The organism is Pseudomonas sp. R43(2017), assembly GCF_002112345.1.
GTDB lineage: Bacteria > Pseudomonadota > Gammaproteobacteria > Pseudomonadales > Pseudomonadaceae > Aquipseudomonas > Aquipseudomonas kribbensis.
The window spans coordinates 339,392-364,635 of the sequence record NZ_NEHJ01000003.1; the positions used below are offsets into that span (position 1 = coordinate 339,392).

The following is a 25,244-nucleotide window of genomic DNA, read 5'->3' on the forward strand; positions in this document are numbered from 1 at the left end:
CCGACTTGATTATCGGCTTCCGGTGCCCGGAATTAAGACCCAAGTGACCGGCGGAGTTCCTCAGGCAATGCCCAGAACCTTGAAAACAAATGCATATTCGAGCGCTACGTCACGTAATCCCTGATAACGCCCGCTCATGCCGCCGTGGCCGGCGCCCAGTTCGGTCTTCAGCAGCAGAGGGTTGTTGTCGGTTTTGGTCGCGCGCAGTTTCGCCACCCACTTGGCCGCCTCCCAGTACTGCACGCGGCTGTCGTTGTAGCCGGCGATCACCAGCGTCGCGGGATAGGCCTGGGCGGTGACGTTTTCGTACGGCGCGTAGGCCTTGATTCGCTCGTAAACGTCAGGCTCTTCGGGGTTGCCCCACTCGTCGTATTCGGTGACGGTCAGCGGCAGATCCGGGTCGAGCATGGTGTTGAGCACATCGACGAACGGCACTTCGGCAATCGCCACGCCGAACAGATCCGGGCGCTGGTTGAGCACCGCACCGATCAGCAGGCCACCGGCGCTGCCGCCGCTGATCGCCAGTTGCGGCGCGGTGGTGATGCCGTTGAGGATCAGGAATTCGGCGCAGGCAATGAAATCGCTGAAGGTGTTTTGCTTGTGTTCCTGCTTGCCGGCGCGATACCAGGCTTCACCCAGTTCGCCGCCGCCACGCACGTGGGCGATGGCGAACGCAATGCCGCGATCCAGCAGGCTCAGGCGGGCGTGGGAGAACCACGGGTCGAGGCTCGATCCGTAGGCGCCGTAACCGTAGAGGTACAGCGGCACCGGTTTGCCGAGCATTTCGCGTTTCATCACCAGGCTGATCGGCACCAGCGTGCCGTCCGGGGCCGTGGCCCACAGGCGCTGGCTGACGTAGGCGTCGGCGTCGAACAGGCCGAGCACCGGGGTTTCCTTGAGCACTTCCTGTGCGCCGGTGGCGAGGATCAGTTGCCGAACCTGGGCCGGGCGATTCAACGCCTCGTAACGCAGGCGAATGCGGTCGCTTTCGAATTCCAGACTGTTTTGCACATAGAGGCTGTAGGCCGCGTCCGGCAATTGCACACGATAAGGCGCCAGACCGTGTGGGCGCACTTCGATGATCGGCAAACCGCCTTCGCGCAGGCTCAGGGTCAGGGCTTCGGCGTTGAGGGTCACGCCATCGAGCATTACCGAGTCGCTGTGCGGGATCAGGTTCTGCCAGTCGGCTTCGCTCGGCGCGATGCCGGTGTCCGGCGCCTGATACAGCGCGAAGTTGATGCCGTCGCGGTTGGTGCGGATGAACCAGGTCCATTCGCCGTCGAGCTTGCCGTGGTCGACATCGTATTCGTGATCCTCGACCCGTGGCGCCAGGCAGGTGAACGGCTGGTGCGGCTGATTGGCATCCAGCGCCCAGACTTCGCTGGTGGTCTTGCTGCCCAGCGACAACAGCAACTGCTGTTCGGAGCTGGCACGGTAGCAATGCAGGAAGAAACGCCCGTCCGGCTCGTGGAACACCTCTTCGGCGGCGGTGCCGTCGAGGCGGTAGCGGAACAGCTTGTGCGGGCGATGGGTATCGTCGAGCACGCCGAAGAACAGCGTCAGGCTGTCGTTGGCCCAGGTCATGCTGCCGTCGCAGTCCTGGAATTCCAGTTCGCTGACACGCTCGCTGGAAAGTTCCTTCACGAACAGCGTGTAAATCTCGTCGCCCGAGGCATCGACGCTGTAGGCCAGACGCTGGTGATCCGGGCTGATGCTGAACGCGCCGAGAGAGAAAAAGCCGCCGTTGGCCAGGGCGTTCGGATCGAGCAGCAGTTGCTCGCGGCTTTCGTCGAGTGTCAGGCTGTCGTCGGCCGGGCGCGGGCAGCGGTAGTGGCGGGGGTATTCGTCACCCGCCGTGGTGCGGGTGTAATACAGATACGGGCCCCACGGCGACGGCAAGGACAGATCGGTTTCGAGGATCCGGCCCTTGATCTCCTCGAACAGGGTTTCGCGCAGTCCGGCCTGATCGGCGGTCTGTGCCTGCTGATAGTCGTTTTCGGCCTTGAGGTAGTCGAGCACCGCGTCGGTGTCGCGTTCCTGCAGCCAGGCATACGGGTCGGCACCGGCATCCTTGCGGGCAATCGGGGCGCTGGTGACGTTGGCGGATACGGGCATGGAGGGCTCTCGAAAATGTAACGGAATAGGGTTTCGCAACCTGTGGGAGCGAGCTTGCTCGCGAAAGCGGAGGCTCAGTCAATAATAGTGTTGAATCTGACGGCCTCTTCGCGAGCAAGCTCGCTCCCACAATGTCCGGGGCTGACCGACTGGCATTGGGACAAGCCTGATGTGCGAAAAGTCGTTACTATAAGCGCCTCTTTGCCTGCCTTGCCATGGACACCATGACCGAGAACGACTATCTGATCGCCTGGGGCCTCTACGCCTTTGCTGCCGTAGGCTGCCTGTTGGTATGGATGCGCATGACCCGCTGGATGTGGCGCTGGCTGCGCGAGCCGCTGCGTGTGCTGATGGCGGTGTTGCTGTTCAGCCCGACCATCATTGATCCGGTGAAGGAAAAATTCGCCCCGGCCGTCGCCATCACGGCGCTGGACCTGGCGTTCAAGGTCGGCAACAACGCCTGGCGGGCCATTTCCGAATTGCTCATGTACGCGATGATCGCGTTCGGCCTGTACCTGATATTCGTGCTGATCCGCTTCCCGATCGAACGCGCTTCGAAGGCGCGCAAGGAACAGGCCGAGGCCGCCCGCGCCGCTGCCCGTGCCGAAGACGAGCGTGACGGCGATCAACCGTTCGGCGGTGCCGGCGATGATCGTTACGGCCGTCCACCGCTGCCGAGCAATCCGCAGCGCGGGCGCGTCGAGCCGCGTCTGTAATCACGAGAGCCCGCACATGTGTGAACTATTGGGCATGAGCGCCAACGTGCCGACTGATATCGTGTTCAGCTTCACCGGGCTGATGCAGCGCGGCGGTCGCACCGGTCCCCACCGCGATGGCTGGGGCATCGCCTTCTATGAAGGTCGCGGGCTGCGGCTGTTCCAGGACCCGGCAGCCAGCTGCGAGTCGGAAGTCGCCAATCTGGTGCAGCGTTATCCGATCAAGAGCGAAGTGGTGATCGGCCATATCCGTCAGGCCAACGTCGGCAAGGTCTGCCTGTCCAACACCCATCCGTTCGTCCGCGAACTGTGGGGGCGCAACTGGTGCTTCGCGCACAACGGCCAGCTGGCCGATTTCACCCCGATCAAGAGTTTCTACCGCCCGGTCGGCGATACCGACAGCGAAGCGGCATTCTGCGATTTGCTCAACCGCGTACGTGCAGCGTTTCCGGAACCGGTCGATATAGAAATGCTGCTGCCGGATCTGGTTGCCGCGTGCGCCGAATACCGCAGCAAAGGCGTGTTCAACTGCCTGCTCAGCGACGGCGACTGGCTGTTCTGCTATTGCTCGACCAAACTTGCGCAGATCACCCGGCGCGCACCGTTCGGCCCGGCACGGCTCAAGGACGTCGATGTGATCGTTGACTTCCAGGCCGAAACCACGCCCAACGACGTGGTCACGGTGATTGCCACCGAACCTCTGACCGAAAATGAAACCTGGACCCGCTACGAACCGGGCCAATGGAGCCTGTGGCGACGCGGCGAATGCGTCAGCCAGGGCACGACCGAATAAAGGATCTCTCCTCGATGTTGCTCAGTTATCTACGGCTGGTGTTGTTTGCGGCGGGCCTGTTGATCGGTGTCCAGGTGCCGGGATTCATCAACGATTACGCCAAGCGGGTCGAAGCGCATCTGATCGAGGCGCAGACCGGTCTGCGTGGCTTCCAGGGCACTGCCGAGCAGTTCTTCAAGGGTGATCTGCAGGCACTGGTCGCTCACTATCGCGCCAGCGAGGACCCGGTGTTTCGTAGCGATGCCGACAGCCTGAGCACCTTGCTCAACCGTCAACTGGCGCTGGACAAGCAATTCCAGGCCATGCAGGGCCCGTGGTACATCCGTTTCCTGCAAGTGGTGCTGGCCGCCGATCCGGATATCCGCAAGGAAACCTGGAACGGCTACAGCTATCAGATCCTGCTGACGCCTGAAGCGATGATCTGGGGCATGAGCGGCGCGCTGCTGCTGTCGTTCGGCCTCGAGTGCCTGTTCCGTCTGATCGACTGGGTGGTGCTGGGCGGCAAGCGCCTGCGCCAGAGCCGGCCGATCGAAGACCGGGATGTGCGCGGGCTCTGAGCTTTATGAAGATCGTCCCCACGCTCTGCGTGGGAATGATCAAGGGGCAAGCACGACGTAGTTCTCGCCCACCTTGCGCGCATACCCCTCCAGCACCTGCTGACACAGCGTCACAATCTCCTCGACCCATTCCACACCGACCCGCCACGACACCACTACTTGTAGATCGGGTGGCCGTTGATCGATGTCGAGCAGGGTCAGTTCACCCCGCGCCAGCTCTTCGGCCACCAGCACCGGTGGCAACGCGCCGATACCGAAACCGTCACGCAACAAGCGGGTGATCGCCGACACCGAATTCACACAGTTCAAGCGTGGCGCCAGCACGCCCTGGGCCTGCATCAGCGCCAGAATGTCCTGATGCGGCCGGGAGTTTTTCGAGTAGGTAATGATTCGTTCCTGCGCCAGGTCGGCGAGGTTTTGGTAGTCGCGGTTGTAAATCGAATGGCTGGCAACGATCCAGCCGATAGGGTGGCTGGCCAGTTCCAGGCTGCGCACGCTTTCATGGCGCACCAGGTCGGTTTGCAGGATCAGATCGAGAAAGCCTTTTTGCAGCTGATCGCAGAGATTCAGCGAGGTATCCGCCACCAGCTCGATTTCCACCCGTGGGTACAGATCGGTCATCTGCGCCACCAACGGGCTGAGCCAAGTGTGAATCACCGTGTCCATCACCCCGATGCGCACCCGGCCGACCTTGCTCGACCGGGTTTCGATGGACTGCTTCAGCGCCTGCATCGTGTCGAGCATCTGCTCGGCATAGTCCAGCACTTTCAGGCCTTCCGGCGTCAGGCTCACCCCGCGCGAATCCCGCACAAACAGCTTCACCCCAAGCTCACCTTCGAGCACCGCGATCCGGCTGGAGATCGAGGCCTGGGTGGTGAACAGCTTGTCGGCGGTCAGGCGAAAACTCTTCAGCCGGGCGACCCAGACGAAGGTCTCGAGAAACTTCAGGTTCATGGCAACAAATTTTTCTTATGTCTTGGGCGGGTTTTTATTCGTTGGACGCGACCGGGTGACGCACCCAAGAATCGACGCATCCGGTTCCCACGATAGGCGTCGTCGGAGCTTCGAACAAGACCAATAAAAGCCTGCGGAGACATGCCATGAGTGCGCCCGACACCCTCGACCTCCCCAAGACCACGGCCCGTCCCGGCCCGTTCGACTGGTATCGCAACATCAATCAACAGGAGCGCCGCACCTTCTGGAGCTGCAAGATCGGCTACGGTCTGGACGGCATGGACACCCAGATGCTCAGCTTCGTGGTGCCGACGCTGATCGCGATGTGGGGCATCACCACCGGCGAAGCCGGGCTGATTCACACCAGCACGTTGATCGCCTCGGCCATCGGCGGTTGGGTTGCGGGGATTCTTTCCGATCGCATCGGCCGTGTTCGCACTCTGCAACTGACGGTGCTGTGGTTCGCCTTCTTCACCTTCCTTTGCGGTTTCGCCCAGAACTACGAACAACTGCTGATCGCCCGCACCCTGATGGGCTTCGGTTTCGGCGGTGAATGGACCGCCGGCGCGGTGCTGATCGGTGAAGTGATCCGCGCCAAGGATCGCGGCAAGGCGGTGGGCATGGTGCAATCCGGCTGGGCGCTCGGTTGGGGGCTGACGGCAATTCTCTATGCGCTGCTGTTCTCGGTATTGCCACCGGAAGATGCCTGGCGCGCACTGTTCATCCTCGGCATCGTGCCGGCGGTATTCGTGATTTTCGTCCGTCGTCTGGTGAAAGACCCCGAGATCTACCGCGAAGCCAAGGCTAAGCAAACTCCGGACAGTCCGTCGAAGTTCTACGAGATCTTCGCCCCCGGCATGCTCTTCACCACGTTCCGCGCCTCGTTGCTGACTACGGGTGCCCTCGGTGGTTACTACGCGATCACCTCCTGGCTGCCGACTTTTCTGAAGAACGAACGCGGCTTGAGCGTACTCGGCACCGGCGGTTATCTGGCGATGGTGATCATCGGTTCCTACGCCGGTTATGTGATCAGCGCCTATTTGACCGACCTGCTGGGGCGCAAGAAGAACTTCATCCTGTTCGCGGTCGGCTCGTTCACCATCGTTCTGCTCTACACCCAATTGCCGGTCAGCAACGGCGTGATGCTGTGGCTGGGTTTCCCGCTGGGCTTTTTTGCCTCGGGGATATTCAGTGGCATGGGGGCGTTTCTGACTGAACTGTTTCCAACCCGGATCCGCGGCTCGGGGCAGGGCTTCTGCTACAACATCGGCCGGGCGCTGGCGGCATTGTTCCCGCTGCTGATCGGGCTGCTCAGCCAGAAAGTACCGCTGAGTGTAGGCATCGGTGCCTTTGCGGCAGTGTCCTACGGCGTGGTGATCCTGGCGGCGCTGAGCCTGCCGGAAACCCGTGGCAAGCAACTGGACGCGCAGTAACTGATAACCTGCGACAACGCCCTACGATAAAAAAAGACAAAAGCTACAGGAGTGTTCACCGTGAGCCGCCTGCTATTGAACTGTGACATCGGCGAGAGCTTCGGCAGCTGGACCATGGGTCTGGACGCGGAAGTCATGCCCTTCATCGATTGCGCCAACATTGCCTGCGGTTTCCACGCCGGCGACCCAAGCATCATGCGCAAGACCGTCAGCCTGGCCCTGAGCCATGGCGTGCAGATCGGCGCGCATCCGGCCTATCAGGATCTGGTGGGTTTCGGCCGGCGTTCCATGGCTTACACCGCCCAGGAACTGCAAGACATCCTGCATTACCAGATCGGCGCCCTCGACGGCATTTGCCGTGCCCAGGGCGGGCGAGTGAGTTACGTCAAACCCCATGGCGCGATGTACAACGACATGATGGCCAACCCGGCGCAGTTGCGCGCGGTGATCCAGGCCGTCGCGGCCTACGACCGTAGCCTGCCGCTGATGCTGATGGCCACCCGCGACAACACGGCCGCCCAACAGCTCGGCGACGAATACGGCGTGACCCTGTGGTTCGAAGCCTTCGCCGACCGCGCCTACGACAGTGCCGGCCGACTGGTGTCGCGACAGCTGCCGGGCGCGGTGCATCACGACGCCGAAACCATCATCGGGCAAGCACTGACCATCGCCCGGGGTGACAACCTCACCGCCAGCGACGGCAGCGCGCTGCATCTGCAAGCCAACACGTTGTGCGTACACGGCGACAACGCCAGTTCGGTTGCGGCCGTGCAGCGCATTCGTCACGCCTTGAACGAGCAGAGCGCGCCATGAATCCGCGGGTGGAAGTGGTAGCACTGGATTGCCTGATGCTGCGCCTGTTCGATGAAATCGCCGAAACCAACATGCCGTGGATGCTCGCTGCCAGCGAGCGGTTGCGCACGGTGTTTGGCGCGCATCTGATCGATCTGGTGCCGTCGTACACCACGTTGATGGTGCATTACGACCTGACCGAACTGAATCCGGGTCAGGCTCGGGAATTGATTGCCGAAGCCTTGATCGACCTGTCGCCGAATGCGCGCACCGGTGGCCAGTGCCATGTGTTGCCGGTCTGGTACGACCTGAGTGTCGGCCCTGAATTGAGCTTGTTGTCGCAGCGCAGCGGGTTGTCGGTGGAAGAAGTGATCCGCCGCCACAGTGCCCGTGAATATCAGGTGTTTGCTCTGGGTTTTGCACCGGGGTTTGCTTTCATGGGACTGGTTGAAGAAGTCCTGGCGGCACCGCGTCTGAATACACCACGCAAGAAAGTCGCCGCCGGCAGCGTCGGCATTGCCGAACGGCAGACGGCCGCGTATCCGGTGGTGTCTCCGGGTGGCTGGAACCTGATCGGTCGCACGCCGGCAAAACTGTTCGACCGTGAACGCGATGGCTATAGCCTCATGCAGCCCGGCGATACCGTGCGTTTCGAAGCGGTGAGCCACGCAGAATTCATCAACCTCGGCGGTGATGACACACCTCTGGAGGCACTGTCATGAGCCGACTGACGATTGAAGCAAGCACGCCGCTGTGCCTGTTGCAGGATGCCGGGCGGTTTGGCGTGCGCCATCTGGGCGTGACTCAGGGCGGTGCGGCGGACTGGCGGTCGATGGCCTGGGCCAACTGGCTGCTGGGCAATGGCCTGGATCTGCCGGTGATCGAAATCACCCTCGGCGGGTTTGCGGTGGTGGCGCAAGAGGATTGTCTGCTGGCGCTGGCCGGTGCCGATCTGGGCGCGCAGATTGACGGTGACGCGCTGGCGCCGTGGCGCAGTTTCAAGCTGCGCAAAGGGCAGACCTTGAAGTTCACCCAGCCGTTGCTTGGCGCGCGGGCCTATCTGGCGGCCCCTGGTGGTTTCACTGCGCCGAAAGTGTTGGGCAGCAGTGCGACGGTGGTGCGCGAGGAGCTTGGCGGTCTTGATGGATTCGGCTTGCCATTGAGCAAGGGCGCAAGCCTGAGTTATCAGGGCGAAACCCTGTTGGTGCGTGAGGTCCCGGCGGAGCATCGACCGGATTTGCTCCTCGACGCACCGCTTGATCTGGTGCTGGGCGCGCAGATTGGTCAGTTCAGCGGGCAGAGCCTGTTCGATGCCTTCAACAGTGCCTGGACGCTGGACAGTCGTGCCGACCGTATGGGCATTCGCTTGCTGGGTACTGCTTTGCAGTATCAGGGCCAGCCGATGATTTCCGAGGGCATTCCGCTGGGGGCGGTGCAGGTGCCGCCGGACGGGCAGCCGATCGTGTTGCTCAATGATCGGCAGACGATTGGCGGTTACCCGCGATTGGGAGCGTTGACGCCATTGGCGCTGGCCCGACTGGCGCAGTGTCTGCCGGGGGCGAAGGTCAGATTGCGCCCGGTGGTGCAGAACGTCGCGCACCGGGAGCATATCGAGTATCTGAAACGCTTTTGATCGTTCCCCCGCCGTTGGCGGGGGAGTGATCCCGGATTACTTGGACAGAAACCGCATCCCTTCTTCCAGCCCGCGCAGGGTCAGCGGATACATCTGATCCTCGATCAAATCCCGCACGATGTTGGTCGACGAGGTGTAGCCCCAGGTGTCTTTCGGGTACGGGTTGATCCAGATGAGCTTCTTGTACTTCTCCATGAAGCGCTGCATCCACACGTAACCCGGCTCTTCGTTCCAGTGCTCGACGCTGCCGCCGGCCTGGGTGATTTCATAAGGCGCCATCGCGGCGTCACCGATGAAGATCACTTTGTAGTCGGCGCCGTATTTGTGCAGCAGGTCCTGGGTCGAGGTGCGCTCGGAGGTGCGGCGCATGTTGTTCTTCCACACCGATTCATAAATGAAGTTGTGGAAGTAGAAGTACTCCAGATGCTTGAACTCGGTCTTGCAGGCCGAGAACAGTTCCTCGCAGATCTTCACATGGGCGTCCATCGAGCCGCCGATGTCGAACAGCAGCAACAGCTTCACCGTATTGCGTCGCTCCGGGCGCATCTGGATGTTCAGCAGGCCGGCATCCTTGGCGGTGTGGTCGATGGTGCCGTCGATGTCCAGTTCTTCCGCCGCGCCCTGGCGCGCGAATTTACGCAGGCGGCGCAGGGCGACCTTGATGTTGCGGGTGCCCAGTTCCACGGAGTCGTCGAGGTTCTTGTACTCGCGCTGATCCCAGACTTTCACCGCTTTGCCCTGGCGCTTGCCGGCATCGCCGACCCGGATGCCTTCCGGGTTGAAGCCGCCGGAACCGAACGGGCTGGTACCGCCAGTGCCGATCCACTTGTTGCCGCCGGCGTGACGTTCCTTCTGTTCTTCCAGGCGTTTCTTGAACTCCTCGATCAGCTTGTCCAGGCCGCCGAGGGACTGGATCTGCGCGCGTTCCTCGTCGGTCAGCGAGCGCTCGAATTCCTTGCGCAACCAGTCTTCGGGAATCAGCGCCTGCAAGTGATCGTCGAGCTTTTCCAGGCCATTGAAGTAGGCGCCGAACGCCCGGTCGAACTTGTCGAAATGCCGTTCGTCCTTTACCAGAATCGCCCGGGACAAGTAGTAGAACTCGTCCATGTCGGCGAAGGTCACGCGTTGTTTCAGCGCGTTGATCAGGTCGAGCAGCTCGCGCACCGAGACCGGCACCTTGGCTGCACGCATTTCATTGAACAGGTTGAGCAACATGGCGTCAGCCTCTTAACGGGTGCCGCGACGGCTCATGAACGCCAGACGTTCCAGCAGTTGCACGTCCTGTTCGTTCTTCACCAGCGCCCCGGCCAGCGGCGGAATGGCCTTGGTCGGATCGCGTTCGCGCAGCACCGCTTCGCCGATGTTGTCGGCCATCAGCAGTTTCAGCCAGTCCACCAGTTCCGAGGTCGATGGCTTCTTCTTCAGGCCCGGCACTTTGCGCACGTCGAAGAACACGTCCAGCGCTTCGCTGACCAAGTCTTTCTTGATGTCCGGGTAATGCACGTCGACGATTTTCTGCAGGGTGTTGCGGTCGGGGAAGGCGATGTAGTGGAAGAAGCAGCGGCGCAGGAAGGCGTCCGGCAGCTCTTTCTCGTTGTTGGAGGTAATGATGATGATCGGACGCTTTTTGGCCTTGATGGTCTCGTCGATCTCGTAAACGTAGAACTCCATCTTGTCGAGTTCTTGCAGCAGGTCGTTGGGGAACTCGATGTCGGCCTTGTCGATTTCGTCGATCAGCAGAATCACTCGCTCTTCGGACTCGAACGCCTCCCAGAGCTTGCCCTTCTTCAAGTAGTTGCGCACGTCGTGGACTTTTTCATTGCCCAGTTGCGAGTCGCGCAGGCGGCTGACCGCATCGTACTCGTACAGGCCCTGATGGGCCTTGGTGGTGGACTTGATGTGCCAGGTGATCAGCTTGGCGCCGAACGATTCGGCCAGTTGCTCGGCGAGCATGGTCTTGCCGGTGCCCGGCTCGCCCTTGACCAGCAGCGGCCGCTCCAGGGTGATGGCGGCGTTGACCGCCAGCTTCAGGTCATCGGTGGCGACGTAGGCCTGGGTGCCTTCGAACTTCATCTGCTAATCCTCGAACGGTAACGCCGACCTGAACGGGCAGGGCGGGGGCGAAATAATCGGATGCCCGACTATAACGCGCGGCCCGGTCGACTGTGAACGCAGACGGCTTATTCAGTCTCTGAATGGGGCGTCACATGTTGACTCAGTTTCGGCGCAAAGCCAGCATTCAGCGGTCATCGGTTTGGAAGTAGCCTGCTGAACATCTCTGAAAGAGGATCGGAACCGATGCTACCCAGGAAACGCCCTCGTTTATCGTCTGTAGAACCTTTGGCGGATTTTTGTCTGGCGCTTACCTTTGTTGATGGTCAGCAGTTGTGTGTCGATTTGAGCCAGGATCTTCAAAGGTATCCGGGCCTCAAGCCATTACTTGATCCAGAGGTATTCTGCGCAGTAAACCTCGGAGATGAGGGTTGGACCGTGGAATGGCTGGATCCGGATATTCAGCTCGGCGCCGATACCTTGTATCTGGATGCGCTCGCGCAAATACCTAGCCCGCATCCGGCTTCGGCCGCTCATACCGGGCATTGAATGCCTGGATGAATCCATTGCGCAAAATCTGCAAAAACGCTTCGAATGCGCTGATATCTTGCTGATGGACGCTGCCGCTGAGTTCGACCTTGGTTGCGAACTGGTTCTTGGCCTGGTTTTTCAGCACGGTTTCAGTGCCGCCCACCAGTGCCTCCCAGACTGAGCGGAAGATGCTTTTGTTTTTGTTTTCCACGTCTTGTTGCCAGTTGAACACTTCAACATCGCGCAGCAATGGCTTGATATAGCCGGTGAGCTGGGCCTTTTTGGCCTGGGCCTCGATGACCACGTCGCCGTGGCCGGCGTTGAAGTCGAATTTGCCATAGGCCGAGGCGAAGTCGTTCATGCGTTTGAGTTCGAGGTCGCGGGCACGCAGGCGAAATTCGAAATCCTCGAAGTTGCTCAGCGGGTCGAACGTGGCGGAGGTTTCCAGCGGCGCCTGACCGAGCAGCAGTGCCTTGCCTTCGAAGCGGGCATCGCGTTTGCCCTTGGTGTCGACTACGTTGGTCAGGTTGTAAATGCTCGCCTCGACGTTGGTGGCGTTCATGTTCACGGGCGGTTTGGAGTTGAAGTTACGGAAGCTGATACGGCCATCGTGGATCTGCACTTCGTCGAGGGTGATCGGCAGCAGCTTGCCCAGTTGCGCACGCCAGTCGGTGCCTTTACCGGTCTGGGAATTCTGCTTGTTGGCGCCGCCATCGACGAAGTTGACCTCTGGTTTGAAGAACTTCACCTGTGCCACCACCGCGTGGTCGTACCACAGCGAATGCCAGCTAACTGACAGGTCGATCAACGGTGCGTTGACGAATGGCACTGGCACCTTGCCGTCGACCTTGACGATCTTCAGTCCGTTAATCTTGTACGCGCCACGCCACAGCGCCAGATCGACGTCGGTGACCTGCCCGCGGTAGTCGCCCATGTTGGCCAGCTTGTCATTCAGATAGTCGCGCACGATGTACGGCAGGGCGATGTGCAGGGCGATCAGCAGTACAACGACAGTGGCGAGGATCCACAACGGCCAGCGGTAGCGACGCTTCATGACGGCAATTCCCGAACGGTGTAAAGCGATTGACTGTCGGCGGTTGCAGACGTTCGACCCGACTGGACTGGCAAGAGCAACAGGCTTACCTTGGAGAGCTGAATTCAACGCTGCACAAGGACCCAGCCATGAGCCGTATTTTTGCTGACAACGCCCATTCCATCGGCAATACGCCGCTGGTACAGATCAATCGCATTGCGCCCCGTGGCGTGACCATTCTGGCCAAGATCGAAGGTCGCAACCCGGGTTACTCGGTGAAGTGCCGGATCGGCGCGAACATGATCTGGGACGCCGAAAGCAGCGGCAAACTCAAGCCGGGCATGACCATCGTCGAGCCGACTTCGGGTAATACCGGCATCGGCCTGGCCTTCGTGGCGGCTGCTCGCGGTTACAAATTGATGCTGACCATGCCGGCCTCGATGAGCATCGAACGGCGCAAGGTGCTCAAGGCATTAGGCGCAGAGCTGGTGCTGACCGAGCCTGCCAAGGGCATGAAAGGCGCAATCGAAAAGGCTGCCGAGATCGTTGCCGGCGACCCGGGCAAATACTTCATGCCGGCCCAGTTCGACAACCCGGCCAACCCGGCCATCCACGAAAAAACCACCGGCCCGGAAATCTGGAATGACACTGACGGCGCCATCGACGTGCTGGTGGCGGGCGTCGGCACGGGCGGAACCATCACCGGCGTCTCGCGGTATATCAAGAATACGGCGGGTAAACCGATTCTCTCGGTCGCCGTGGAGCCGGTGTCTTCGCCGGTGATCACCCAGGCCCTGGCCGGGGAAGAGATCAAGCCGAGCCCGCACAAGATTCAGGGCATTGGCGCCGGTTTTGTGCCGAAGAACCTGGATTTGTCGATGGTGGATCGGGTCGAGCGCGTGACCGACGAGGAGTCCAAGGTCATGGCGCTGCGTCTGATGCAGGAAGAGGGGATTCTGTGCGGGATCTCCTGCGGTGCGGCGATGGCTGTCGCGGTGCGCCTGGCGGAAACCCCGGAAATGCAGGGCAAGACTATCGTTGTGGTGCTGCCGGACTCCGGCGAGCGTTATCTGTCGAGCATGTTGTTCAGCGATCTGTTCACCGATCAGGAGAACCAGCAGTAAGCGTCCCGTTGATTCAGATCAGCCAGGGTTCAGGCTCGTTATGTTAATTAGTGCTTTGTTGCGCAATTCTTAACACTGAATCTTGGGTCGGGCGGGTTTTTCCCGGAGCCGGTAGTGTTTATCATGGCCGGCCGCCATGTCGGGTAAATGACATTGCGTGGCGTTGTCTTTTTTCAAGGAGTCGTTGATGACCTTTTCGTTGGCCGCCAAGGTGTTGGTGTTGCTGCTGTTCGTGAGCAGCATCCTCTACGTGCATTTGCGCGGCAAGGCGCGTTTGCCGGTGCTGCGCCAGTTCGTCAACCATTCGGCGCTGTTCGCTCCGTACAACGCCTTGATGTACCTGTTTTCCGGTGTGCCGTCCAAACCGTACCTGGACCGCAGCAAGTTCCCGGAACTGGACGTGCTGCGAGACAACTGGGAAACCATCCGCGACGAAGCGATGCACCTGTTCGACGAGGGCTACATTCGCGCCGCCGAGAAGAACAACGACGCCGGTTTCGGTTCGTTCTTCAAGAAGGGCTGGAAGCGTTTCTACCTCAAGTGGTACGACAAACCGCTGCCATCGGCCGAGACGCTGTGCCCGAAAACCGTGGCACTGGTGAGTGCCATCCCCAACGTCAAGGGCGCGATGTTCGCGCTGTTGCCGGGCGGCAGCCACTTGAACCCGCACCGTGATCCGTTCGCCGGTTCCCTGCGTTATCACCTGGGCCTGTCGACGCCGAACTCCGACGATTGCCGGATCTTCGTCGATGGTCAGGTCTACGCCTGGCGCGACGGTGAAGACGTGATGTTCGACGAGACTTACGTGCACTGGGTCAAGAACGAAACCGAACAGACCCGCGTCATCCTGTTCTGCGACGTCGAGCGTCCGCTGAGCAACCGCCTCATGACCCGCATCAACCGCTCCATCAGCGCCTGGCTGGGCCGCGCCACCGCACCGCAAAACCTCGATGACGAGCGCGTCGGCGGGATCAACCAGGCCTATGCCTGGACCAAGAACTTCAGCGACCGGTTCAGCGGTGTGGTCAAGCAGTGGAAGCGCCGCAATCCAAAGGCCTACCGCGTGATGCGGCCGGTGCTGGCGGTGGTGGTGTTGACGTTGCTGGGGTATTGGCTGTTTGGTTGAGGCTGGATTCAGGCGTGTAAAAAAAACCGCTCCTTGTGAGCGGTTTTTTTATGAGGGAAAGGTGAAAGACGCGCCGGCGAGAACACCCCCTGGCTCTTCCACTGCTGGATTAGCCAATGTCTCTCTAATTCGGAGTAGCTCCTTTTCAGATAACTCTCCAGAAGAGCGCTTACCTTTGGCCTTTACAAGTTTGGCGTCTGATGCTTTGTTTTCAACGACAGCTTTCATGGCGACTCCACTATGGACGTTGCAATAACAAACGAGCCTATGCGCCTGCATCCAGCCTGTCGCTAGCGGCCCTTTGCCCAACTCATTGCAATCCATGTCGCACGCTGGTTATAGTCGGCGCTCGTGAGTTCTACGGCTCACCTTTCAACCCTTCAAAAAAGATCAGCCCAGATGCCTGCATCCCTCATCAACGCGGTAGTCGATTCAGCGGTTAACGCTGGCGTCGTGCCGTGCGGGAATCAGCAGCCTGTGCAGATCAGCCATTACCCCCCACCTGTCAGTAGCACGCCGGTGTGCGCAGTCGTATCACCGCCGGGTGTTGGCGTTTCGGGCTGATCAGCGTTTTCTGCTGACCCCTGTGCCCGCCTGAAAAAACCTACTGAATTTCAGCTTCGGCTGAGTTGGCTATTTGCCTGACTACAGGTGGTATTCATGTTTGTCCTTTCGAAAAAGTCCGCGCTCGCGGCGGCGTCCACGAGCCTGTTCGTTCTGCTGTGGAGCAGCGGGGCGATCTTCTCCAAGTGGGGTCTGGCCCACGCTTCGCCCTTTGCCTTTCTGCTGATCCGTTTTGTGATCGCCCTGTGCGGGCTGGTGCTGCTGGTGCCGTTGCTCAAGCTGAAACTGCCCAAGGGCGGCCGGCCGATGCTGTATGCGATGGCTACCGGGGTGGTGTTGTTGGGGGCTTATCAGATCTTCTATCTGCTGGCGCTGGACCTGAAAGTCACTCCCGGGGTGATGGCGACCATCATGGGTGTGCAACCGATTCTCACGGTGGTCATCATGGAGCGCCAACGCTCGGCGAGCCGGATCTTCGGTCTGGCGCTGGGGTTGGCCGGTCTGATCATGGTGGTTTACCAGGGCATCGGCCTGGCCGGGATGTCGCTGGCGGGGATGCTGTTCGGTCTGCTGGCGCTGACGAGCATGACGTTCGGTTCGATCATGCAGAAACGCATCACCGACAACCCCCTCGGCACGCTGCCGGTGCAATATCTGGCAGGGCTGTTGCTGTGCGGGATCTTCGTGCCGTTCCAGCCGTTCCACTTCGAGCACAGCGCCGGTTTCATCGTGCCGGTGCTTTGGATGGGGTTGGTGGTTTCGGTGCTGGCGACCTTGCTGCTGTATCGGCTGATCGCCCGGGGCAATCTGGTGAATGTCACCAGCCTGTTCTATCTGGTGCCGGCCGTGACCGCGGTGATGGATTACCTGATCTTCGGCAACCGCCTGGCCGCGTTGAGCGTGTTGGGGATGCTGTTGATCATTGTCGGTCTGGTATTCGTGTTCCGTAAATCGGCGTAACAGCCACAAATGAAAAAGGCCCGGGAGGAAACTCCCGGGCCTTTTTTGCATCTGCCGATCAGCGAGTCGCGACTTCTGCCGGTTTCACTGCCGCCGGCTTCAATACCAGCCACAGCGCAATTGCGATCAACACCCCGCCATACACGTGGGCCATCGACAGCGGTTCATCGAGGAACAATGCGCCCCACAACACGCCGAACGGCGGGATCATGAAGGTCACGGTCATCGACTTCACCGGCCCGATGGAACTCAGCAGGCGGAAGTAGATGATGTACGCGAACGCGGTACAGCCCAGACCCAGGCCCAGAAGCGACAGCCAGACATTCCAGCCGCCCCAGCTCACCGGCGGCTGGGTGATGACGCTGTAGCCGAACAGTGGCAGCAGGAACAGCGTCGCACCGAGCATGCTGCCCAGCGCCGACAGACGGCTGTCGAGCCCGCCGGCCTGATCCAGCCAGCGACGGGCGAGGAAACCGGCGAAGCCGTAGCAGGTCGTTGCGAGCAGGCAGGCGACGGCGCCCATCAACAGCGGCAGGTCGAATGCGACCGGGCCGGCGCGGGTCAGTACACCCACGCCAAGCAGGCCAAGGAAAACCCCGGCCAGTTTGGCCGCCGTGAGTCTTTCACTGAAAAACAGCCCGCCGATCAACACGCCCATCAGCGGCGTGGTGGCATTGAAGATGGCGGAGTAGCCGGCCGGCAGCACCTGCGCGGCGACGGAATACAGGGTGGCTGGAACGCCGGAGTTGATCACCCCCAGCATCATCACGGTCTTGAGTTTGCCTTTGAAATCCCAGCTGATACGCATCAGACCTAGGATCACCAACAAACCGACGGCTGCAATCGAGACCCGAAAAAATCCGGTCGGGACGGTGCCGATCGCGGGGGCGATGATGCGCATGAACAGGAAGCTCGCACCCCAGATCGCAGCCAGCGACAACATGCGGAAAATATCGACAGGGCTCACGGGCAACTCCTTCCTTGATGGGGACGAGAGTGTTGCCGAGCGCCCTGACGATGGCAACCGCTAATCGGGCGTTTAATTTCCCCGTCAGAGCACGAAGCGCGTCACCAGACCGTTGAGGTCGACGGCCAGGCGCGACAGTTCCTGACTGGCGGCAGAGGTCTGGGTCGCGCCGGCGGCGGTCTGGGTCGACAGGTCGCGGATGGTCACCAGGTTTTCATCGACTTCCCGGGCCACCAGCGCCTGTTGTTCGGCAGCGCTGGCGATCACCAGATTGCGCTGGTTGATCTGTGAGATCGACGCGGTGATTTTCTCCAGTGCATGGCCGGCGCTGTTGGCACGGCGCAGGGTCTGGCTGGCCTGTTCGGCACTGCTTTGCAACGCGCCGACGGTGGCACCGGTGCCTTGCTGGATGCTGCTGATCATCAGCTCGATTTCTTCGGTGGAGTTCTGCGTGCGCTGGGCCAGCGAACGGACCTCGTCGGCAACGACTGCAAAGCCACGTCCTGCCTCGCCGGCTCGCGCCGCTTCAATGGCGGCATTGAGCGCCAGCAGGTTGGTCTGGCCGGCGATGCCGCGAATCACTTCCAGTACCTTGCTGATGTCCTGGGCCTGGGTCGCCAGGCCCTCGGCCTGTTCGGATGCACCGAGCACCGCGCTGACCAGTTCCTGAATCGAACTGATGGTCTCGCTGACCTGCACATGCCCGTGCTTGCTGTCCTCGTTCGAGGCTTCGGACGCTTCGGCGCTGGACACGGCGTTGGCCGCGACTTCATCCACCGCCGTGCTCATCTCGGTGACGGCCGTGGCAGCCTGTTCGATCTGATCGTTCTGCTGTTGCAGGCCGCGAGTGCTCTGTTCCATCACCGAACTCATTTCTTCGGCGGCGGAGGCCAGCTGTTGGGCCGACTCGCTGATACCGCGAATGGTCGAACGCAGATTGCCCTGCATCTCGGCCAGCGCGGTGAGCAGTTGCGCCGCTTCATCCCGGCCTTCACTGTCGATGCGGCCGCTGAGATCACCGGAGGCAATGCGCCGCGCCACGTTCAACGCCTGATTGATCGGCGCGGTGATGCTGCGGGTCAGCAGCCAGGCCAGCAGCAATGTGGCGATCAGGGCGATGACGATGATTGTGGCGACGATCCACAGTGACTGCTGATAGGTCGCGGCAGCGGATTTTGCGGCGGCATCGGCACCTTGCTGATTGAGGGTGATCATTTGCTCCAGGGTCTTGTCGAGCACGCTGCCCTGAGGCGCCAGTTCAGTGGTCAGCCGCGTGTAGGCCTGATCGTTCTGCCCGGCATCGATCTGTTTGATGATCTGGTCGAGGATGCTCAGGTACTTGGCCGTGTCGGCGCCCAGTCCTTCCAGCATCGCCCGTTCCTGATCGTTGGCGAGCAGGGCTTTGTGATCGTCGAGGCGCTTGAGCAACTCCTGACGCTGCGCCGTGAGAATGCCTTTGCTGCGTTCACGCACGGCGGCCTGGGTACTGGTGATCAGGCGCAGGGATTCGAGGCGGATGCTGGCGATGTTCGCCGCTGCGTCATGAATGCTTTCGATGCTGGGCATCCACGATTCTTCGATCACCGCTGCGCTTTCACGCAGGGCTTTCATCTGGCCCAGACCGAACAGGCCAACCACCATCAGCAGACCGGCCAGAACGGCAAAACTCAAACTGGCGCGCAAACCTATGCGCAGATTCCGGATAGACATCAATGTGCTCCTTGAACGTTGAGAAAGAGGGCGTCCTCGTGGGTCGAGGATCTTGTTGTGAGGCGGGTGATGGCGGGCTGTATATCAAAGTGCCACTACCTTGGTAAGGTCACTGCGCAATCAAGGTCATGGGCGATGGACAGGAATGCACAGGCCGGGCAAAGCCGCGGAATAGAGATGTCGTTGCTTGATTGGATCCGAAACTCAGAGGATTCGCGGGCTGGCGCCTAACGGAGAGAAAGACTGATGGGCGTGTTTGCTGACCGAACGGTCGATTAAAAAAACTTTGATAAAAACTGTGTCGCTGTACAAGCCGGTCGCGGATTTGGCAGAAATTACGCTTCTCCTGTCCCCGGTTCCGTGGCTAAGCTCAGGCCTTCGAGCACAGATTCTTCAATTCCCGCAGAGGTCTCATCTATGCCGCAGCAATGGCCAGCCACCGACATCGCCCGCATGATCCTCGATGGCTTTGACGATTACCGCGAGCATTTCCGGCGGATCACCGATGGCGCCCGGGAGCGTTTCGAACAGGCGCGCTGGCAGGACACGCAAACCGCGTCGGCGGCGCGGATCAACCTCTACGAAGACAAGGTCGGCGAAACCGTCGCGCGGCTGCGTGAGCATTTCGAGCCGGACACGCTGATGGAGGTCAGTTGCTGGCCGTTGGTGAAAAGCGCCTACATCAGCATCATCGACCTGCGCTTCGACGATGAGCTCTCCGAGACCTGGTATAACTCGATTTTCTGCGGCCTGTTCAGCCACGACCTGATCAGCGACGGCTGCATGTTCATCCATACCACCCGGCCAAGCCTGCGCCGCGCCCGGGCTGCGCAAACCCGCACCTACAAGCCGCAAGGGCAGTTGTCGGGCATGCTCGCGAGCATCTTTGCCGATTACCGTTTCAGTGAGGATTACGCCGATCTGCCCCGGGATCTGCAGCGCCTTGAAGCGCAACTGCGCGAAAACCTGCCGGACTGGGTGTGCAAGGATCCGGAACTGAGCGTCGAGCTGTTTTCCTCGGTGCTGTACCGCAACAAGGGCGCCTATCTGGTCGGGCGCATCTACACCAACGACGATCAGTGGCCGCTGGTGATTCCATTGCTGCACCGCGAGGGGCGCGGGATTCAGATCGACGCGCTGATTACCGATGAAGCCGATGTGTCGATCATCTTCTCGTTCACCCGTTCGTATTTCATGGTGGATGTGCCGGTGCCGGCGGAATTCATCGGCTTTCTCAAACGCATCCTGCCGGGCAAGCACATCGCCGAGCTATACACCTCGATCGGCTTCTACAAGCACGGCAAATCAGAGTTCTATCGCGCCCTGATCAACCACCTGGCCAATACCGACGACCAGTTCATCATGGCCCCGGGCGTGCGCGGCATGGTCATGAGCGTGTTCACGCTGCCAGGCTTCAACACGGTGTTCAAGATCATCAAGGACCGCTTCTCGCCGTCGAAGAACGTCGACCGCGCCACAGTGATCGAGAAGTACCGACTGGTGAAAAGCGTCGACCGCGTCGGGCGCATGGCCGATACCCAGGAGTTCGCCGATTTCCGTTTTCCCCTGAGCAAATTCGATCCGGCGTGTCTGGCGGAATTACTGGAAGTTGCACCGTCCACAGTGTCGCTGGAAGGCGAAACCGTGCTGATCCGCCACTGCTGGACCGAGCGCCGGATGACTCCGCTCAACCTTTATCTGGACAACGCCAACGAAGCCCAGGTGCGCGAAGCGCTGGAGGACTACGGGCTGGCGATCAAGCAACTGGCGGCGGCCAACATCTTCCCCGGCGACATGCTGCTGAAGAACTTCGGCGTCACCCGCCATGGTCGGGTGGTGTTCTATGACTATGACGAAATCTGCTTCCTGACTGAGGCCAACTTTCGCCACATCCCGGCACCGCGCACGCCGGAGGATGAAATGGCCTCCGAACCGTGGTACTCGATCGGTCCGCTGGACGTGTTCCCCGAGGAATTTCCGCCGTTTCTGTTTGCCGACTCGGCGCAGCGCAAGCTGTTCGATCAGTTGCATGGCGAGTTGTATAACGCGGATTACTGGAAGGGGTTGCAGGAGGCGATTCGGGCCGGAAAAGTCATCGATGTGTTCCCGTATCGGCGCAAGGGCCTGGATAACGAATAAAGCCACCGCAAGCAGCAAGCTGCAGGTCCCGCTTTCAACTTGCGGCTTGTAGCTTGGCGCTTGTAGCTGCTTTTCTGCCACAATCGCGTCCTTGCGCCACTAGACGACCGAATTGCGTACCCGATGACCGACGAATCGCCCTCCATCGACAAATTGCTGAAGAACCTCGATCACGCCATGCTCGCCGACCGCCACCGGCTGCGGCGGCAGTTGCTTGAGCTGCGCAAGAAACCTGACGAGGCCAAGCTGGCCCAGTGGGTGGCGCGCATGCAGGCGTCTTGCGATCAGGTGCTGGCGCGCAAGGCCAGTCTGCCGGTGATCCGTTACGACGACAGCCTGCCGATTGCGGCCAAGCGTGACGAAATCAAGAAGGCTCTGGAAAAGCACCAGGTGCTGATCATCGCCGGTGAAACCGGCTCGGGTAAAACCACCCAGTTGCCGAAGATCTGTCTGGAGATCGGTCGCGGCCAGCATGGCCTGATCGGCCACACCCAGCCTCGGCGAATCGCAGCACGCAGCGTGGCCAGCCGGGTTGCCGAAGAACTCGGTACGCCGCTGGGCGCGCTGGTCGGTTATCAGGTGCGCTTCGAAGACCAAAGCGATTCGAACACCCTGATCAAACTGATGACCGACGGCATCCTGCTGGCGGAAACCCAGAACGACCGCTACCTCGAACGCTACGACACGATCATCGTCGACGAAGCCCACGAACGCAGCCTCAACATCGACTTCCTGCTCGGTTACCTGAAAACCCTGCTGCCGCGTCGCCCGGACCTGAAAGTTATCATCACTTCGGCGACCATCGATCTGGAGCGCTTTTCCAAGCACTTTGACGATGCGCCGATTGTCGAAGTGTCCGGCCGCACCTTCCCGGTGGAAACCTGGTATCGCCCGCTGACACTTGAGCAGGACGAAGAGGGCAACCGCGTCGAGGACGACCTGACCGTGGATCAGGCGATCCTCGCTACCCTCGACGAAATCGCCGCTTACGAGCGCAGCGAACGCCGCAGCCCTGGCGACGTGCTGGTGTTCCTGCCCGGCGAGCGCGAGATTCGCGACGCCGCCGACATGCTGCGCAAGGCCCAGCTCAAACACACCGAAATCCTGCCGTTGTACGCGCGCCTGTCACCGGCCGAACAACAGCGGATTTTCCAGTCCCACCCGGGCCGTCGTGTGGTACTGGCGACCAACGTCGCCGAAACTTCGCTGACCGTGCCGGGCATCCGTTACGTGATCGACAGCGGCACCGCACGCATCAGCCGCTACAGCTACCGCGCCAAGGTCCAACGGCTGCCGATCGAAGCGATTTCCCAGGCTAGCGCCAACCAGCGTAAAGGTCGCTGCGGCCGGGTCGAGCCGGGTATCTGCGTGCGCCTGTACAGCGAAGAGGATTTCCTTGGTCGGCCGGAATTTACCGACCCGGAAATCCTGCGCACCAACCTCGCCGCCGTGATCCTGCAGATGCTGCATCTGCGCCTCGGCGAGATTACCGCGTTCCCGTTCATCGAGCCGCCGGACGGCAAGGCGATCAGCGACGGTTTCAACCTGCTGCAAGAACTCTCGGCGGTGGATCGCAACAGTCAGCTGACGCCGCTCGGCCGTCAGTTGGCGCGGCTGCCGGTGGACCCGCGCATGGGCCGCATGCTGCTGGAAGCGGCGAAACTCGGCAGCTTGCAGGAAGTGCTGATCGTCGCCAGTGCCATGTCGATTCAGGATCCGCGCGAGCGCCCGCCGGAGCGTCAGCAAGCCGCCGATCAGGCCCACGCGCAGTGGAAAGATGCCGATTCGGACTTCGCTGCGCTGGTCAATCTGTGGCGTGGCTTCGAAGAGCAACGCCAGGCGCTGACCGCCAATCCGCTGCGCAACTGGTGCCGCAAGAATTTCCTCAACTACCTGCGCTTGCGCGAGTGGCGCGATTCTCATCGCCAGTTGAGCCTGATCTGCCGCGACCTGCAGTTGAGCCTCAATAAAGAGCCGGCGGATTATCCGAAGCTGCACAAGGCTGTGCTGGTCGGTCTGCTCAGCCAGATCGGCCAGAAAACCGAGGACGGCGACTATCTTGGCGCCCGTCAGCGGCGATTCTGGATTCACCCGTCGTCGGGCATCGGCAAGAAGCGCCCGCAGTGGGTGATGACTGCCGAACTGGTGGAAACCACCAAGCTCTACGCGCGGATGGTGGCGAAGATCGACGCCGACTGGATCGAACCGCTGGCCGGGCATCTGATCAAGAAGAACCACTTCGAACCGCACTGGGAGAAGAAGCGCGGTCAGGTCGTCGCATTCGAACAGATCACCCTGTTCGGGCTGATCGTGGTCGGTCGCCGACCGGTGCATTACGGCCCGGTGGATCCGGTAGTCTCGCGGGAACTGTTCATCCGCGAAGGCCTGGTGCGCGGCGAGATTCAGTCCCGGGCCAAGTGCCTGACTGCCAACAAGCAATTGCTGGAACAACTCGACGAACTGGAAGCCAAGGCCCGTCGCCGGGACATTCTGGCCGACGAGGAAACCCTCTACGCCTTCTACGATGCGCGACTGCCGGCGGAGATCCACCAGACCGCGACCTTCGACAGCTGGTATCGGGTCAACAGCCAGAAAGATCCGCAACTGCTGATCATGCGCGAAGAAGACGTGCTGGCCCGCGAAGCCAGCGAAGTCACCGCCCAGCATTACCCGGACACGCTGCACATCGGCGATCTGGAGCTGGCCCTGAGTTATCACTTCGAACCTAATCACCCACGCGACGGCGTGACCCTGCGCGTGCCGGCGCCGCTGTTGCCGATGCTGCCGCCGGAGCGCCTGGAATGGCTGGTGCCGGGGCTGATCGAGGCCAAGTGCATCGCGCTGGTGCGCAACCTGCCCAAGGCCCTGCGCAAGAACTTCGTGCCGGTACCTGACTTCATCAAGGCTGCGCTGCAACGCATGACGTTTGCCGAAGGTTCGTTGCCGCAAGCGTTGGGCCGTGAGCTACTGCGCATGACCGGTGCGCGGGTCAGCGACGAAGCCTGGGTCGAAGCGGCGCAGCAGGTCGAAAGCCATCTGCGGATGAACCTGGAAATCGTCGACGGCCAGGGCAAGTTCCTCGGCGAAGGGCGGGATCTGGCGGAGCTGACGGCGCGTTTCGCCGAAGCCAGTCAGGCTGCATTGGCTGTGCCGCAGAGCGCGAAAAGTCAGCAACCGGTGGAAGCCAAGGTCTTCGCGCCAGTTGCGGAAAAGACTCAACAGAAGATCGCCGGGTTATCGATGACGGTCTATCCGGCGTTGGTAGAAGAGGGCGGCACGGTCAAGGAAGGGCGCTTCTCGACCCCGGCCGAAGCCGAATTCCAGCACCGCCGCGCCTTGCAGCGCCTGCTGATGCAGCAACTGGCCGAACCGGCCAAGTTCCTGCGCGGCAAGTTGCCGGGCCTGACCGAACTGGGCCTGCTGTACCGCGAACTGGGCCGGGTCGATGCATTGGTGGAAGACATTCTGCTGGCCAGCCTCGACAGCTGCATTCTTGATGGCGAAGACCCGTTGCCTCGCGACGGCGCAGGGCTGGCCGCACTGGCCGAGCGCAAGCGTGGCAGCTGGACCGAGCATGCGGAGCGGGTGGCGCGTCTGACCCTGGAAATCCTCAAGCTCTGGCACGGTCTGCAAAAACGCTTCAAGGGCAAGATCGATCTGGCTCAGGCGGTGGCGCTTAACGACATCAAGCAGCAGCTCAGCCATCTGGTGTACCCGGGATTCGTCCGGGAAACGCCGATGCTGTGGCTCAAGGAGTTGCCGCGCTATCTGAAGGCCGTCGAGCAGCGTTTCGAGAAACTGGGCGCCCAGGTGCAGAAGGATCGGGTCTGGAGCGGCGAACTCGCCGGCCTCTGGACGCAATACCAGACTCGCGCCGCCAAACACGCCCAGGAAGGCAAGCGCGATCCGCAGCTCGAGCTGTATCGCTGGTGGCTGGAGGAGTACCGGGTTTCGCTGTTCGCCCAGCAGTTGGGGACGAAAGTGCCGATTTCCGACAAGCGCCTGAACAAACAGTGGACGCAGGTCGAACCCTGAGTCCCAAGTT

General features: G+C 61.0%; 20 protein-coding genes and 1 pseudogene. 13 read left to right on the top strand and 8 right to left on the bottom strand.

The genetic code is table 11. The features are described 5' to 3' along the window. Positions 1-60: 60 nt before the first annotated feature. Entirely contained in the window at positions 61-2,115 is a 2,055-nt protein-coding gene (locus CAG02_RS10125; protein ID WP_085710280.1) for a S9 family peptidase, read from the bottom strand. A 215-nt stretch (positions 2,116-2,330) separates the two neighbouring features. Here CAG02_RS10125 and CAG02_RS10130 point away from each other — a divergent pair, with 215 nt between their 5' ends. Genes CAG02_RS10130 through CAG02_RS10140 form a run of 3 tightly spaced genes read left to right on the top strand, consistent with a single transcriptional unit; the run spans position 2,331 to position 4,181 of the window. Continuing rightward, complete coding sequence (locus tag CAG02_RS10130) at positions 2,331-2,831, top strand: MFS transporter (RefSeq protein WP_085710282.1); 501 nt, start codon at positions 2,331-2,333, stop codon at positions 2,829-2,831. Positions 2,832-2,847: 16 nt separating this feature from the next. Further along, on the top strand, positions 2,848-3,624 hold the full coding sequence (locus CAG02_RS10135) for a class II glutamine amidotransferase (protein WP_085710284.1): 777 nt from the start codon (positions 2,848-2,850) through the stop codon (positions 3,622-3,624). 14 nt (positions 3,625-3,638) lie between these two features. Then, positions 3,639-4,181 (top strand): DUF2937 family protein, encoded by a 543-nt coding sequence (locus CAG02_RS10140; RefSeq protein ID WP_085710286.1) that lies wholly within the window; start codon positions 3,639-3,641, stop codon positions 4,179-4,181. Positions 4,182-4,220: 39 nt separating this feature from the next. Here the strand turns inward: CAG02_RS10140 and CAG02_RS10145 are convergent, their stop codons facing one another. Beyond that, on the bottom strand, positions 4,221-5,135 hold the full coding sequence (locus CAG02_RS10145; RefSeq protein ID WP_085710289.1) for a LysR family transcriptional regulator: 915 nt from the start codon (positions 5,133-5,135) through the stop codon (positions 4,221-4,223). A gap of 146 nt (positions 5,136-5,281) precedes the next feature. Between CAG02_RS10145 and CAG02_RS10150 the strand changes: the two genes are divergently transcribed. The 4 genes from CAG02_RS10150 to CAG02_RS10165 are packed head-to-tail and all read left to right on the top strand — an operon-like array spanning position 5,282 to position 8,993. Further along, on the top strand, positions 5,282-6,568 hold the full coding sequence (locus tag CAG02_RS10150; protein WP_085710290.1) for an MFS transporter: 1,287 nt from the start codon (positions 5,282-5,284) through the stop codon (positions 6,566-6,568). 60 nt (positions 6,569-6,628) lie between these two features. Beyond that, entirely contained in the window at positions 6,629-7,381 is a 753-nt protein-coding gene (locus CAG02_RS10155) for a 5-oxoprolinase subunit PxpA (RefSeq protein WP_085710292.1), read from the top strand. Continuing rightward, complete coding sequence (locus CAG02_RS10160; RefSeq protein WP_085710294.1) at positions 7,378-8,082, top strand: allophanate hydrolase subunit 1; 705 nt, start codon at positions 7,378-7,380, stop codon at positions 8,080-8,082. The genes CAG02_RS10155 and CAG02_RS10160 overlap by 4 nt, the downstream gene beginning before the upstream one ends. Then, positions 8,079-8,993, top strand: coding sequence for a biotin-dependent carboxyltransferase family protein (locus tag CAG02_RS10165; RefSeq protein ID WP_085710296.1), 915 nt, complete (start codon positions 8,079-8,081; stop codon positions 8,991-8,993). The genes CAG02_RS10160 and CAG02_RS10165 overlap by 4 nt, the downstream gene beginning before the upstream one ends. Before the next feature lie 36 nt (positions 8,994-9,029). Here CAG02_RS10165 and CAG02_RS10170 read toward each other — a convergent pair whose 3' ends face one another. After that, positions 9,030-10,208, bottom strand: coding sequence for a VWA domain-containing protein (locus tag CAG02_RS10170; RefSeq protein ID WP_007956512.1), 1,179 nt, complete (start codon positions 10,206-10,208; stop codon positions 9,030-9,032). Between the two features lie 12 nt (positions 10,209-10,220). Further along, positions 10,221-11,066 carry a MoxR family ATPase gene (locus tag CAG02_RS10175; RefSeq protein ID WP_085710298.1) on the bottom strand — a complete coding sequence of 282 codons (846 nt, stop codon included), beginning with the start codon at positions 11,064-11,066 and terminating at the stop codon, positions 10,221-10,223. Positions 11,067-11,291: 225 nt separating this feature from the next. On the opposite strand from CAG02_RS10175, the pseudogene CAG02_RS10180 reads away from it, so the two are divergent. After that, a pseudogene (locus tag CAG02_RS10180) lies at positions 11,292-11,549 on the top strand (DUF2442 domain-containing protein); the annotation flags it as partial. A 4-nt stretch (positions 11,550-11,553) separates the two neighbouring features. Here CAG02_RS10180 and CAG02_RS10185 read toward each other — a convergent pair. Further along, a complete protein-coding gene (locus tag CAG02_RS10185; protein ID WP_085710302.1) occupies positions 11,554-12,630 on the bottom strand; it encodes a DUF748 domain-containing protein in 1,077 nt (358 codons plus the stop codon). A gap of 128 nt (positions 12,631-12,758) precedes the next feature. On the opposite strand from CAG02_RS10185, the gene cysK reads away from it, so the two are divergent. Beyond that, entirely contained in the window at positions 12,759-13,733 is a 975-nt protein-coding gene (gene cysK / locus CAG02_RS10190; protein WP_085710303.1) for a cysteine synthase A, read from the top strand. A 187-nt stretch (positions 13,734-13,920) separates the two neighbouring features. Beyond that, entirely contained in the window at positions 13,921-14,859 is a 939-nt protein-coding gene (locus tag CAG02_RS10195; RefSeq protein ID WP_085710304.1) for an aspartyl/asparaginyl beta-hydroxylase domain-containing protein, read from the top strand. A gap of 48 nt (positions 14,860-14,907) precedes the next feature. Here CAG02_RS10195 and CAG02_RS29520 read toward each other — a convergent pair whose 3' ends face one another. Then, entirely contained in the window at positions 14,908-15,087 is a 180-nt protein-coding gene (locus CAG02_RS29520) for a hypothetical protein (protein WP_139831861.1), read from the bottom strand. A gap of 432 nt (positions 15,088-15,519) precedes the next feature. Here CAG02_RS29520 and CAG02_RS10200 point away from each other — a divergent pair, with 432 nt between their 5' ends. Continuing rightward, positions 15,520-16,383 (top strand): DMT family transporter, encoded by an 864-nt coding sequence (locus CAG02_RS10200; protein WP_085710306.1) that lies wholly within the window; start codon positions 15,520-15,522, stop codon positions 16,381-16,383. A 58-nt stretch (positions 16,384-16,441) separates the two neighbouring features. Here the strand turns inward: CAG02_RS10200 and CAG02_RS10205 are convergent, their stop codons facing one another. Both CAG02_RS10205 and CAG02_RS10210 read right to left on the bottom strand, forming a co-directional pair. Next, positions 16,442-17,350, bottom strand: coding sequence for a DMT family transporter (locus CAG02_RS10205; protein WP_085710308.1), 909 nt, complete (start codon positions 17,348-17,350; stop codon positions 16,442-16,444). Positions 17,351-17,434: 84 nt separating this feature from the next. Beyond that, complete coding sequence (locus CAG02_RS10210) at positions 17,435-19,060, bottom strand: methyl-accepting chemotaxis protein (protein WP_085710310.1); 1,626 nt, start codon at positions 19,058-19,060, stop codon at positions 17,435-17,437. Positions 19,061-19,477: 417 nt separating this feature from the next. Between CAG02_RS10210 and aceK the strand changes: the two genes are divergently transcribed. Continuing rightward, positions 19,478-21,199: a bifunctional isocitrate dehydrogenase kinase/phosphatase gene (aceK, locus tag CAG02_RS10215; protein ID WP_085710312.1), complete on the top strand. Its 1,722-nt coding sequence runs from the start codon at positions 19,478-19,480 to the stop codon at positions 21,197-21,199. Between the two features lie 123 nt (positions 21,200-21,322). Beyond that, positions 21,323-25,234, top strand: a complete 3,912-nt coding sequence (gene hrpA, locus CAG02_RS10220) for an ATP-dependent RNA helicase HrpA (protein WP_085710314.1) — start codon at positions 21,323-21,325, stop codon at positions 25,232-25,234. Positions 25,235-25,244 lie beyond the last annotated feature (10 nt).